Annotated in this window: 10 protein-coding genes; all 10 read right to left on the bottom strand. The window is 55.4% G+C overall.

Going from position 1 to position 13081, the window contains the following annotated elements:
- Positions 1-21: 21 nt before the first annotated feature.
- The 10 genes from CGZ80_RS14970 to ilvA all read right to left on the bottom strand — a co-directional run bounded on the left by CGZ80_RS14970 (position 22) and on the right by ilvA (position 12808).
- Complete coding sequence (locus tag CGZ80_RS14970; protein ID WP_094415805.1) at positions 22-1140, bottom strand: aldose epimerase family protein; 1119 nt, start codon at positions 1138-1140, stop codon at positions 22-24.
- A 135-nt stretch (positions 1141-1275) separates the two neighbouring features.
- Positions 1276-2319: a galactitol-1-phosphate 5-dehydrogenase gene (locus tag CGZ80_RS14965; protein ID WP_094415803.1), complete on the bottom strand. Its 1044-nt coding sequence runs from the start codon at positions 2317-2319 to the stop codon at positions 1276-1278.
- 122 nt (positions 2320-2441) lie between these two features.
- Positions 2442-3341 carry a hypothetical protein gene (locus CGZ80_RS14960; protein ID WP_094415801.1) on the bottom strand — a complete coding sequence of 300 codons (900 nt, stop codon included), beginning with the start codon at positions 3339-3341 and terminating at the stop codon, positions 2442-2444.
- Positions 3338-4312: an NADPH:quinone reductase gene (locus CGZ80_RS14955; protein ID WP_094415799.1), complete on the bottom strand. Its 975-nt coding sequence runs from the start codon at positions 4310-4312 to the stop codon at positions 3338-3340. Before CGZ80_RS14955 ends, CGZ80_RS14960 begins: the two co-directional genes overlap by 4 nt.
- A gap of 52 nt (positions 4313-4364) precedes the next feature.
- Entirely contained in the window at positions 4365-5282 is a 918-nt protein-coding gene (locus tag CGZ80_RS14950) for an NAD(P)-dependent oxidoreductase (RefSeq protein ID WP_198953702.1), read from the bottom strand.
- A 167-nt stretch (positions 5283-5449) separates the two neighbouring features.
- Positions 5450-6703 carry an ABC transporter permease gene (locus CGZ80_RS14945; protein WP_094415795.1) on the bottom strand — a complete coding sequence of 418 codons (1254 nt, stop codon included), beginning with the start codon at positions 6701-6703 and terminating at the stop codon, positions 5450-5452.
- A gap of 33 nt (positions 6704-6736) precedes the next feature.
- The gene (locus tag CGZ80_RS14940; RefSeq protein ID WP_198953701.1) at positions 6737-7702 is read right to left on the bottom strand and encodes an ABC transporter ATP-binding protein; all 966 of its coding nucleotides are present in this window, start codon (positions 7700-7702) and stop codon (positions 6737-6739) included.
- Positions 7703-8034: 332 nt separating this feature from the next.
- On the bottom strand, positions 8035-9105 hold the full coding sequence (locus CGZ80_RS14935) for a transposase (RefSeq protein WP_094415793.1): 1071 nt from the start codon (positions 9103-9105) through the stop codon (positions 8035-8037).
- Positions 9106-9552: 447 nt separating this feature from the next.
- The gene (locus tag CGZ80_RS14930) at positions 9553-11202 is read right to left on the bottom strand and encodes a cation:proton antiporter (protein ID WP_094415791.1); all 1650 of its coding nucleotides are present in this window, start codon (positions 11200-11202) and stop codon (positions 9553-9555) included.
- Positions 11203-11287: 85 nt separating this feature from the next.
- Positions 11288-12808 carry a threonine ammonia-lyase, biosynthetic gene (gene ilvA, locus CGZ80_RS14925; protein ID WP_094415789.1) on the bottom strand — a complete coding sequence of 507 codons (1521 nt, stop codon included), beginning with the start codon at positions 12806-12808 and terminating at the stop codon, positions 11288-11290.
- Positions 12809-13081: the final 273 nt, after the last annotated feature.

The following is a 13081-nucleotide window of genomic DNA, read 5'->3' as shown; positions in this document are numbered from 1 at the left end:
AAATCGATCGTTTCGAACGAACTACTTCACCGTCGAGAACTTGAAAATCGTCGTGGTTTCGTACTCATCACCAGGCTGCAAAATCGTTGACGGAAAGCTCGGTTGGTTGGGGCTATCGGGATAGTGCTGGGTTTCCAAACAGAACCCGCCGCGATAGACGTACTTCTTACCCGCTTTGCCGGTCAAACGGCCATCCAAGAAGTTACCGCAGTAGAACTGAATGCCTGGCTCGGTCGTCGAGATTTCCAGAACACGGCCGGTCGTTGGCTCAACAACACGTGCGGCCAAGGTCAACTCGCCAGTCTGCCCGGCTTTGTCCAAGATCCAGTTGTGGTCATAGCCACCACCGAAGGTCAGCTGCTCGTTCTCTTCTTTGATGTCGCGACCGATCGCTTTGGCTGTCGTGAAATCGAACGGAGTGCCTTGAACCGCCGGAGTCTTACCAGTCGGAATCAAGGTCTCGTCAACTGGCGTGTAACGGTTCGCGTTCAGCATCAGCTCGTGATCCAGAATCGTACCTTCGCCTTCGCCCTTCAAGTTGAAGTACGTGTGCTGAGTCAAGTTGACGGGAGTCGCTTTGTCAGTCTTCGCGGCGTAGTCGATTTTGATTTCGTTGTCGTCGGTCAAGGTGTACGTGACCGAGCAATCGAGGTTACCTGGATAACCTTCTTCACCGTCTTTGGCGTGGTAAGTCAACCCGACAGCGTTGCTGTCTTGGTCCACATCCAGGTCCCAAATCACCTTGTCAAAACCGATGATTCCGCCGTGCAGACTGTTGGGTCCGTTGTTGATCGGCAGGCTGTATTCGGTGCCGTCGATCGTAAACTTGCCTTTCGCAATGCGGTTGCCATAACGTCCGACAACAGCACCGAAGTACGGCTTATCAACTGCGTTCGTGTAGCTGCGGATGTTGTCGTAACCGAGAACGACGTCACCCATTTTGCCGTCTTGATCAGGAACGACGATCGACATGATGATCGCACCGTAATTGGTGACTTTGACCGTCATGCCATTTTTGTTTTTCAACGTGACGATCTTGATGTCGTCAGCCGTTTCGACTTCGGCGGCGAATGTGATGGCCGGGGTGACCAACAGTGCGGCCAATGCGGCGCACGCAAAAAGAGGTTTCAAGGAAAGCATCGCGGGGTATGACCAAGGAGGAAGAGACGGTGAAGGCCTGCCGATCCGAATTGGATCAGCAGGATTTTCCAGAGCACCAAAGCAATCGGAGGCGCTCTCATCAAACCAGAATTATTCTAGCCAGAATCAATCGCGTTACGCGGAAACGGTCGGCTGGATGATGACTTTCATGGCACCTTTTTCGCCAGCGTAAAGACGTTTGAACCATTCAGGGCCTTCGTCCAACGTCGCTTTGGCGGTGATCAACGGCTCGACCTTGATCGCACCCGAATTCATCAGGTCGATGCAGGCGGGGTATTCACCCGACGAAGCACACGTGCCAAACACGTTCAATTCGCGAGTCACGATCGCTTGCAGCGGCATTTCAACGCGTGGCGACAGGTTGCCGACCAACGTGACCGAGCCGCCTTTGCGAACCGACTCGACCGCCGTGTTGATCGTCGCGGTCGCACCAACGACTTCCAACGCCACATCGGCTCCGCGACCATTGGTCAGCTTTTTGACTTCGGCGACCACATCGACTTCTTTGGCGTTCAGTCCGTAATCCGCCCCCAGCTCCAACGCCGCGTCCAAACGGTCTTGATCCAAGTCGACCGCGATCACTTTCGAGCAGCCAGCCAATTTGATCGCCTGAATCGTCAACAAGCCAATCATCCCGCTACCAACGACGACAGCGGTGTCGCCCAACACAACGGGGGTTCGATTGGCAGCGTGCACCGCGACCGAAACCGCTTCGATCATCGCCGCATGTTCGAACGGCATCTCTTCTGGCAAGCGATAGCAGATGTGCTGCGGCACGGCGACTTTTTCGGCGAAAGCGCCGTGACGTCGGTACTCGCCGCACGAAACGCCCAACACCATGCGATTGTCGCACAAGTTGATTTCGCCACGTCGGCAGTGGAAGCACTCGCCGCACGAAACGGTCGAATCGAACGTGACGTGATCACCCACCTTGAAATCGGTCACTTCGCTGCCGACTTCCGTGACAACGCCTGCCGCTTCGTGGCCCATCACCAATGGCGGAATGCGACGACCGGTGCTGCCGTCATAACCGTGGATGTCACTGCCACAGATACCGCAAGCACGAACTTGGATCAGCAGATCTTTTGGCCCTACGGTGGGGTCGTCGAACTCGGTGACCTCGAGATTTTTGTATTCCGTCAGCAGCATCGCTTTCATGCGTCAATCGTCCCGGTTAGTCGTATGTGTATTGAGGGGGGCATTGCGGGAGAAAATCCGCCAACAGCGTATCCGATTGTACGTCGCACGCAATGAGTTCTATGGCGGGTAACTTTCAACCATTACCCAAATAGTATCGCAATGACCACCGATGTCGTGATCAACGTCGCCCCACCCAATCGGGTCAACATCGTGCGTCGTCCCAGCTCCGCCTCACTTCCGCCGAAAATCAACGCCATCGCCCACGAGAGCAATACCCCCCAAATCCCTCGCATGGAATAAACCACGTTCACACGGGCCGCATCGCCGAAGGTCGACAGGGCGTAAACGATGCAGATCGCCTGCGCCGCGATCAACATCCCGCCCAAAATCAGTGAGCGTCGCACTAAGCGGTCGGCGAATTTTTCTCGCTGCAGCCCCAGGAAAAAGACCGTGGTGTACGCGCCAACAAACCAGAACATGATCGGCAGAAACCTACCGGTGGACCATTTCTCCGATGCCGAGAACGTCTGAATCAACACGTCGAATATCGAAAACGACAAACTCGCCCCGAACGCGCTCAACACCGTGTACCAAACCCGATCATGTTTCCCCGATCCCATCCACTGCACGAGCGCGATCCCGGCCGTTGCCATCACCGCCGCGATCCAGATCGCTGCCGGCAATCCCGTCCCGCCAACGACCGTCAAAAGCACCGCGACCAACAGCACCTTGATCCCAAACAGCGGTGCCGCAATTGACACGTCGCCGTAGTTGATCGCCGAAAACGTCCCGATCTGACCCAAGATATAAAACACCGCCACCAAAGCCGGCTGCCAAATCAGCTCCCAAGGCACCGGCATCTCGCTGGTAAACCAAAACAGCGAAAACAACGCGGCTCCCCAGTAGTTGGCCACCAGCGAAACCGTCCAAGGGTTCGTGCCCGCAAGCGTCGCCCGCTTCAAGAACAACAGCCCGCCGACAAACAGCAAACTGGCCAGCAACGGAAACACGAGGTGATACGATTGGGCAAGCGAGCTCATCGTGTGATCACGATCTTGCCGCCAACACCATCACATTCTTGCAATTGATGTGCATCTGACATTTGTTCCATCGAGAACCGCGCCGCGATGTTCGCTTTCAATTTGCCCGCCGCCATCCACTCGTTCATTTCGTCAGCGCAGACTTTCATTTCTTCCGGCGACGCTTTGAACATTACAAAGCCTACCAGCGAACATTCCTTGACGTAGAACGGCCCCACCGGAAACTCCGGGCGCGAATCACGTCCCGCCATCACGACCATTCGCCCTCGTGGCGCCAGCAGATCGATCGCCTCGTCAAAGTTTGGCATCCGACGCGTTTCCCAGTGCAGCTGAATCCCGTTGGGTGCGAACTGCTTGACCGCTTCACCAATCGACTGATTGTTGTAATTGAACACGTGGTCGGCGCCCAAATCGCTCGCCCGTTGGACTTTTTCGTCGCTGCCGGCACACGTGATCACGGTCGCGCCGACTGCCTTGGCCATTTGAACGACCATCGATCCGACGCCGCCAGTTCCGCCAACGACAAAAACTGTTTCACCGGCCTTCAAGCCGCCATATCGAAACAGACCCAAGTGAGCTGTGACACCGACCAACGCGTTGGCCGCTGCCGTTTCAAAGTCGACTTGATCTGGCAGACGAAAACACCACTGAGCGTCAACAGCGATCAATTCCGCCGTTGTCCCTTGTCGCCCCAGCAATCCCTGATTGGTACACCAGACGCGGTCACCAACCTTCCAATCGGCCACGCCTTCACCGACGGCCTCGACCACACCCGCGGCGTCGCAACCCGGTACAAAGGGCTTGGGTAGCTCGAATGCGACTATTCCGCGACGCACATAGGTGTCGATCGGATTGACGCTTGCGGCATGAACTCGAATCAGCACTTGGCCGGCTGACAGTTCGGGGACCGGCAATTCGCAGAATTGGATGACTTCGGGCCCACCGGCTTCAGAAAAAGATGCGGCTTTCATGGAAGGATTCTCGTTTGCGGGATTCAAGGTGCCGGGTTTAGGGAGGGGAGGCTCAAGAGTAAAGCGACTGCCAATCAATCCCATTCATTCGCGCAAGCGCGAGGATCAGTGCTTGCGTCCCGTCGCGTTCATGGCCTTGTCCGGCCACGGCATTGTAGAATTGATAGCCCAGTGCCAACCCCGGAAGCGCGAGTTGCATTCGTGACGCTTCGTCGAGTGCGATTTTCATGTCCTTCAAAAAATGCTCGACAAAGAACCCTGGGTCAAAGTCGCCGTTGATCATACGCGGGGCAAGATTTGACAATGACCAACTGCCCGCCGCGCCAGACGCCACACTCTGCAGCACGGTGGGGATGTCCAAGCCGACTTTGTGTGCATACAGCAAGCCTTCGCAAACGGCGATCATCCCGCTAGCGATCAATGTCTGATTCACCATTTTGGTATGTTGGCCTGCCCCCGGCCCGCCTTGCCGCACGATGGTCTTTCCCATCAGTTGAAACAGTGGTGCAAGCGCATCCACCGTCTCTTCATCGCCACCGATCATGATCGAAAGGGCAGCGTTCTTCGCGCCCGTGTCACCGCCGCTAACGGGTGCGTCGACAGACTGAACGCCAACAGCGGTCGCCGCTCGAGCAATCTCCACCGCTAAACTCGGTTCACTGGTGGTCATGTCGACCACGACCATTCCTTCACGCGATCCCGCCAAAACGCCGTCGTCACCCAGGATCACGCTGCGAACATCACTCGGAAAACCAACGATCGTGAACACCACGTCGCTCTTTTCCGCGACCTCTTTGGGACTCAAAACGACTTCAGCGCCAAGCTCTGCCAACGCTTTCGTTTTCTCACGCGTCCGGTTGTAAACGGTCGCCGTGTAACCGGCCCGGATCAGGTGACCGCACATGCTGTTTCCCATCACGCCCGTTCCGATCCATCCGAGACGTGTTTTACCTGGGGCGATCGTCGTCATCAGTGCTCAATCTGTTCGAGGATTTAGTTCAATTCCCGAACACTGTATCAAACTCCGCCGGTAGCGATAGGAAGCATGCGATGGAACAAGCAACAGACACTGGTATGCGATTGAATCAGAGTTTTTCAGATCGCATGGTGCCTCCTGAAATTCTGTGGCGATGCAGGCTACTCCAGTTCCCACCGCACCGCGAGTGCTCGTGCGACCAACAAGAAACCGACTCCGGCGCCCATCAGAACCGATAACTGTGGCCATAATGTATGAACCGGCAACTCCCGCCAAAACACTTTGTCATATCCATCGAGGGCCCACGCATTAAACGTCCACTGTCCGGCGCGACGCATTCCGTCACTCATCACATACCGCGGTACCATCGAACCGCCTAACGCACTCATCGTCAGGATCAAAATCACTGACAATCCATTCAACTGACCGCGCGACTTGCAAAGCGTCGCCAACAGCAAACCGAACGATGCCGCCGCCCCACTGGTAACGATCGTCATCATGATAAAACCATCCAGATGGCTCGCCAAATCGACGCCAAAGATCACTTGCCCCCAGATGAACATCACCGTGACTTGGACGAATCCGAGTGCCGTTAGGTAAAACCATTTTCCGAGCAGCAATTGGTCCATCGACATCTGCGTCGACAACAAACGGTCCAGTGTTGTGTTCTCTCGTTCTTCCAGAAACGCACCGCCACCGCCACTCGCCCCAAACAACAAGAACATCACCGCGATGCCAGCCGCGTACAAACTGACGATCGGGCTCGACTTACCTTCGCCCATCACGTCGACGACGTGAATGGAGTTTGCGAACGGTTGCTCGACTGTGGAAGCTTTAACCTCGGACTTTGCGGCTGCCGGGTTATGAATCTCCGATGGCACTGCGATGGGTACAGTTTTCTCTGTTGGCGAATCCAAGCTCGGCCGCCGCATCACCTCGGGTTGCTGTTGTGTGCGTGCCAGCTTCGCATGCAGCATGGCCAATTCGCGGGCGACGATCGCGGTGACGACCTGTGGTGCAACCTGGTCCGAGGAATCGGTCAGCAAGTCGACGGCGAGTTCTCCTTGTTTATCCTTCCGAATGTTGATTCCGATCGCGATGGTCCCGTTTCGGACCGCTTGCGCGACGGCCTTCGGTGTGGGGGTCGGTCCGTCATTGTCGTTTTCGTCGACCAAGGAGATCATTCGCAAGCCGTCATTCGATTGCAATGAATCGACGAGCGTTTGTGCGGCGAGGTTGTCGACTTGTGCGGTGATCGCGACTTTGGTTTTCGGCGTGCTGCCGATTCCAACGCCTTTGCTAAAGATCAACGCGAACACGCTAAAGAAAGCGACCGGCACGACGAACGTCAGCACCAATTCGACGGGGCTATGCAGCAACCGTCGCAAGCTGATTGTGAAGACCGTCCATGTCATCGTTTAGTTCGCTTTTGCCGCGCGTACAAGGTGTCAGTCCCGGAGCTTATTCCCGGTCAAATGCAGAAACACATGATGCAGGGACAGAGCCTGCACATCCAGATCGACGACATGATAGCCTTGCCTGTGGACCGAATCGATCAATTGAGTCAATTGGCGATCGACATCGCTGATCCGTGTTTCAACCGTTCGATCAATGATGCGGGTCATGTCTGAGTCGCCTGAGTCCTGTACGCCGGAGTGATTGGAGAGGTGGTGAGGCAACCGAAACGCGGAATGGATTTGTCGATCCAATCGCAGGCGAACCAACCTCGATCGACCTACCGTTTGATCGACCAGTTCGTCGATCGTCCCGTCGGCGATGATTCTTCCGGCATCCATGATCAGCAACCGGTCACTCCGATCTTGTGCTTCGTCCAAGTGGTGGGTGGTCAGCAGGAGCGACGTTCCAGCGGCGCTGAGTTCATCCAACATTTCAAAGATGCGTTGTCGACTTTGTGGATCGACACCGACCGTAGGTTCGTCCAACAGCAGAATTTTGGGCTGGTGCAGCACGCCGCAAGCCAGATTGACGCGTCGCTTCATGCCACCGGAGAACGTTCGGACCAAGTGATTGGCCCGGTCATGAAGCCCTGTCCACTGAAGCGCCCACTGGACGCGTTGTTTTAGTTCACGTCGGGGGACACCATGGAATTTCGCGAATGCCATCATGTTTTCGCGAGCGGTCAAATCCCCATAGATCGCCAGATCTTGCGGGATCCATCCAATCAACTGCCGCGCCACCGCCGACCGCCCCGGCTCGCCAAACACCCGCACCTCACCCTTGTCGGGGACAGACCTCGCCGCCAGCGTCCGGATCATCGTCGACTTACCAGCCCCGTTGGGTCCGAGCAGAGCCAGCCGCTCTCCCTGCCGAAGTTCAAACGAAGCCCCCCGCAATGCCTCGGTTTTCCCAAAGCATTTACAAAGCCCCACCACTTCCAACGGCAACCCATTCACCAAACCAACCGGGGACAGAGCCCACACCTCCTCAAATAACGGGGACAGAGCCGTCAATCATCCTTGAGCCAACCGATTGACGGGGACAGAGCAGTCACAAAAGTCGCAAGGTGATCCCAAAGGCCCGAAAATCGGAATCTGTTTGAAGGAGTATCGCAAATTTACGTCGAGACGTCACCGCGAATTGTCTCTCGCTACAAAGGGCCTAGCATGGCGCGCAGCTTTATCACGACTAGCTTTGCAAGCAAGGCCAATGAAGATGACCTCCAATCGGCCGAATCAAAATATCCGGGGAGGCTTCGAGCAGATTCGCAGATGCTTTAAGTCGCCGTTTAAGCAGCGAGCACTTGTTTTGCGATCGCAGGAACTGGCAATCGACGACCAGACATCCGGCCTCGTGATAATTCAATACGATCCAACCTCGCTGCAACATGTGAAAAGATCTGATCGAATTCAGAGATCAATCTGATCCACTCCTCACAGGAGAAGCCCAATCGGACGAGAATTGGAGGTGCATCATCGGGAGTTTTGCCTCGTTTGCCTGGCTTCAATTGCCGGGCTGACCAATCGAGCAGTTCATAGAATTCCAATCTTGAGATTGGCAGAAAGCCTTTGTCGCTACACCGTCGACCGCTTGAACTCGCTTGCGATCCAATCGGATCCGACAGCTCGTCAATTTCCAGCTTGGCGAGAAATCCATCTCGACGCGATGCTTGGGAAGAAACGGCGTCGTCGCAAGAATCGTGCGATTCCAGAAACTCTAGATCCGATCGAATTCTGTTTTGAACCGAGGTGTAGTCACTCTCTTCCAGCGTTTCCGCCATCGCTGCCCGAATCGGATTCAATTCGACGTACGCCGCGCATGCTAAGAGCGATTCCTCGTCATCGATTCGAGTCAACTCGAAGCGTTCCTGCCAAAACTTTCCAGATTCGTTCGATTCGCTATTCGCCCGCTGGGCCACGCGCTGGTTAAGCAATCTCATCCACCAACTAACATTTGCCAGTCGTTCTCTGGTGTCCGCAAGCAATTGGGGGCACTTACGAATCGTATCCAACTCCGCTTCATTTGGCTCACAGTTTCGTCGTTGGCAACGTCGAGTAGGACAAATAGACAGCCAACGCTTTGCAACTTCCGTATCGTCCCAGTCAGAAACAATATCTGGCCGCGATCGGAAAACAATGTGGTAGTGATTGGAGAGGATGCTGTAGCTCAGCAAATCGATGCCGAACAAGCCAGCGAAACGCTCAAGCAATCGTTCAATCCATTCTTTGCGATGATCGCAATTCTTGCCAGTTAATGGATCAAACCCAAGAAAATAATACTGGCGAACCGTGCGACTCATTACATGCACAATGGCCGACTCGGTTGGGTCAATGACTTCACCGCGAGGCAGACGGGACATCGAAACATCCTCAGGAGAGTGAAATACGATCGCCGGCCTTCGATTCCAGCATTTCTAATCACAGACCTCTCCCTTCGATCTGACAACGGAACGATTGCACCACATTCAAACTGCCCCGTCAACAATTTGATTTGTAGAAACACCTTATCGGCGAGGTTGCGAACACTAGCAAAGCCAAAATTTCGCTCCTGAAGTAGTCAACGAACGAGCCCTTCATGCAACCAAACAGTCAACTGTTGGAGCTACAGCTTATGACTGCTCTGTCCCCGCATGACGGCTCTGTCCCCGCATGACGGCTCTGTCCCCGCATGACTGCTCTGTCCCCGCATGACGGCTCGTCTGGCGGGAACTCAATCTTCATGCCCCTTCATTGTCACGGCATCCCAACGCACTCCGTCGGCACCATGCCTAAGGGTGACACCAAGCCAATCCAACCTTTGCGAATCGCTAAATCTCGCTACGTTTCGTCGCTTCCAAATACCATTCGCTAACGCGTTTTCCCATCGCGTCACCGACGCAGTCCTCATCACCTTCGACCGTCCCACCGGCAATGCTGAGCGCAAGTCGATGAATGTGATACCGCGACCGAACCAAAATCGTCGCCGTCGGATTCATCGATCGAATGAGCTCCACCGCCGATAACGCTGACCGAAAGTGTGGCAGAGTCACAATTGCCAATTTGACTTCGCCTACCGAAGCGTGCTCCAACACATCAGGCAACAACGCATCGCCATACTGGCCATCGAAACCATAGTCGATCGCTGTCTTGACACCGTTGCGATTTAAATCAATCACCGTGACTTTGAAATCAGATCCCATCAACGGAACGGTCGCCAGCTGTGCGGTCGGCCCAAATCCGATCACAAGCACATCGGCACGATGCGACGCCCCTGATAAGTTGTCCGAATCGCGATGATGCTTGCCCAACAACCTTGCCACGCGGTCGCCAAACCGCGGTGCATTGGGCACCGCCAACGCACTGATAAAGAAAGACAAAATCGTCACCGAAACGATCAACGCATACGTGCCATCGGTCACAACCCCAGACGTCCGTCCCACCGAACCTAACACAAACGCAAACTCACCGACCTGGGCGAGCGACAATCCGGTCGCAGCGGCAACACGAAGCGACTGCTGTAGCCCTACAAAAATCAGCGCGACAATCAAAAGCTTTCCAAGCGTCACGGCGATCGCCACCGTCGCGACCCAGTGGAAGTGCGAGATGATCCACAACGGGTCCGCTACCATCCCGGCGGCGCCAAAAAACAAAGTCAACAACAACACTCGCAACGTCGACACGTCGGCGCGTATCTGTGTCGCAAACGCAGAACTGCCAAGCAACATCCCCGCGATAAACGCGCCGAGCGCCGGTGAAATTCCTGCCGAGTGCGCCGCCCATGCCGCACCGAGCCCCATCGACGCCGCAAAGATGATCGTCAACTCACGGTTTCGCTGCAGCGTTAATGTCCCTAGCGCCAACACCGCCACCTTGGTCAGCAAATACAACACGGCCGCGAGCCCCGCCGCCATGAGCGCCAGCTTGCAAACTTCGTACGTCACCTCGCCAACAGTGCCGCCTTCGCCCAAGACGGTCATCAAAACCGCCAACGGAACAACGGCGATGTCTTGAGTCAGCAAGACACCCAAACTATTGCGGCCATGGGGCATCTCGATCTCGCCACGTTCCATCAAAATCCGCAGCACCACTGCGGTACTGCTGAGCGTGATCATCGCGCCGACCGCGACACCGGCCGAAATCGACATGCCAAAACACCAGGCCACGATCGAGCCAGCCAGCAGCGTCAAGACAACTTGCAAAACACCGCCCAACAACGGCTTGCTGCCGAGTTCTTTCAATCGCTGCAGCGAAAACTCCAACCCCAGGCTGAACAACAACAGCGAAACACCAAGCTCGGCAACGGATTCGATTTCGTGCTGTGCCGAAACAATGTCAAAGCTGCCGGGGCCGCCGACAAGCATCCCGGCCAACAAATACCCGACCAAGGGGCTTTGACCGACCAGCGATGCCAAGCCGCCGCCGATCAAACACGCCAGCAGCAAGAACACGATGTCCGCAAGCAGTTCCCACAATTCCATCACGTTGCCCTAGCACGTCGAACGCACGAATAAACACTCACACCAAACTTGTCTGCCTTGCGGCCTGTTGAAAATCGACAGGATGCTAACGCAAGAACATGTGATAAACAGGATTGGCCGTTTCGTCGGTGTACCGATAACCGAGTGTCTCGACAAACTCTTGAAAGCCTGACAAGTCCTCGTCCGGAATCTGAATGCCAATCAATATACGCCCATAGTCGGCGCCGTGATTGCGGTAGTGAAACAGGCTGATGTTCCAGTTCGGGTGCATGGACGAAAGGAATCGCATCAGCGCACCTGGCCGTTCGGGAAACTCGAATCGATACAGCCGTTCGCTTCCACAGACGCTGCTCCGACCGCCGACCATGTACCGCAAGTGTTCCTTGGCAAGATCATCTTCGACCAGACTGATTGCCGAGAACCGCTGTTCTGTCAACGAATCACAGATCGCGGTCACTTCGCTGCGGTTTTTAATCGATAGCCCGACCAACACATGCGCTTCGTCGCCATCGGTAATTCGATAGCTGAATTCAGTAACGTCGCGTTGGCTGACCGTTTCGCACAACCGTTTAAAGCTGCCGCGAACTTCGGGAATCGTCACTGCGAACAATGCTTCGCGTTCTTCCCCCGCCTCAGCTCGATCGGCGACAAATCGCAGCCGATCAAAATTCATGTTCGCGCCGCAAGTGATGGCGACCAGTGTTTGCCCCGTCAATTGATGCTCGGCAACGTATTGTTTCAGCCCAGCAATTCCCATCGCGCCAGCCGGCTCCAAAATGCTGCGTGTGTCTTCGAAGGCGTCTTTGATCGCCGCGCACACCGCGTCGGTATCAACGGTGACAAAGTCATCGACCAATTCGCTTGTCAATCGAAACGTTTCGTCACCGACAACCTTCACGGCCGTCCCGTCCGAAAACAACCCCACGTCGTTCAGCGCAACCTTGTGTCCCGCGCGGACCGACTGAACCATCGCATCAGAATCCTTCATTTGGACACCGATCACTTTGATTCCCGGGCGAACCGCTTTGATGTATGCCGCGACTCCCGAGATCAACCCGCCGCCACCGATTGCGACAAATACCGCATGAACCGAATGCTGATGCTGACGCAGGATCTCCATCCCAATGGTGCCTTGGCCGGCGATCACATCAGGATCATCAAAGGGATGCACGAACAAATATCCGTGCTGCTTCTCTAGTTCAACCGCATGGGCAAACGCTTCGGTATAGCTTTCGCCGTGCAAAACGACTTTGCCCCCGAGTGCTCGCACCGCATCCGATTTCAGTTTCGGTGTCGTGACTGGCATCACAATGTGCGCATCACAACCAAGACGCTGTGCGCTCATTGCGACGCCTTGTGCGTGATTGCCAGCCGACGAACAGATCACCCCTCGGGCAAGTTCTTCGGCCGACAGGTGTGCCATCTTGTTGTAAGCACCACGCAGCTTGAAGCTATGGACGGGCTGCGTGTCTTCGCGTTTCAACCAAATGTCATTGTCCAGCCGTGCCGAAAGCTTGCTGGCTCGGTCCAAGGGTGACTCGATCGCGATATCGTAAACACGCGAATTAAGAATTCGTTGCAGGTATTCAAGTCGTCGTTGATCCATCGTTCACCTTCGTTGACAAGTCCTTACCTTGGCCACTTGCTCTGAAACTGACATTCGCAAGCTTGCAGTGTTCAACCACCATTGAACAATTAGAGCGCTGGTCTGCCGGATCGAATCCCCCTCGGGAGATCAAGTGCGATTGCCCTCCGCCAGCCGCCCAAGCCTTTTGGATGCCTGAGCGCGTCGACTATACTCCGAGTCGCTCGGTTCGGCCAAGCGTGATGGGCTTGCCTTTCGCGTTGGTAGCTCACCTATCGAATGTCGCGACATTCG

Origin of the sequence: Rhodopirellula sp. MGV, from assembly GCF_002251265.1 — a bacterium.
Lineage (GTDB): Bacteria > Planctomycetota > Planctomycetia > Pirellulales > Pirellulaceae > Stieleria > Stieleria baltica_A.
This window is presented reverse-complemented; position numbering and strand designations above follow the sequence as displayed.

Excerpts from the sequence above, each read along its gene's own strand:
- CGZ80_RS14970 (WP_094415805.1), bottom strand. The coding sequence starts at position 1,140 with ATGCTTTCCTTGAAACCTCTTTTTGCGTGCGCCGCATTGGCCGCACTG.
- CGZ80_RS14965 (WP_094415803.1), bottom strand. The coding sequence starts at position 2,319 with ATGAAAGCGATGCTGCTGACGGAATACAAAAATCTCGAGGTCACCGAG.
- CGZ80_RS14960 (WP_094415801.1), bottom strand. The coding sequence starts at position 3,341 with ATGAGCTCGCTTGCCCAATCGTATCACCTCGTGTTTCCGTTGCTGGCC.
- CGZ80_RS14955 (WP_094415799.1), bottom strand. The coding sequence starts at position 4,312 with ATGAAAGCCGCATCTTTTTCTGAAGCCGGTGGGCCCGAAGTCATCCAA.
- CGZ80_RS14950 (WP_198953702.1), bottom strand. The coding sequence starts at position 5,282 with ATGACGACGATCGCCCCAGGTAAAACACGTCTCGGATGGATCGGAACG.
- CGZ80_RS14945 (WP_094415795.1), bottom strand. The coding sequence starts at position 6,703 with ATGACATGGACGGTCTTCACAATCAGCTTGCGACGGTTGCTGCATAGC.
- CGZ80_RS14935 (WP_094415793.1), bottom strand. The coding sequence starts at position 9,105 with ATGTCCCGTCTGCCTCGCGGTGAAGTCATTGACCCAACCGAGTCGGCC.
- CGZ80_RS14930 (WP_094415791.1), bottom strand. The coding sequence starts at position 11,202 with ATGGAATTGTGGGAACTGCTTGCGGACATCGTGTTCTTGCTGCTGGCG.
- ilvA (WP_094415789.1), bottom strand. The coding sequence starts at position 12,808 with ATGGATCAACGACGACTTGAATACCTGCAACGAATTCTTAATTCGCGT.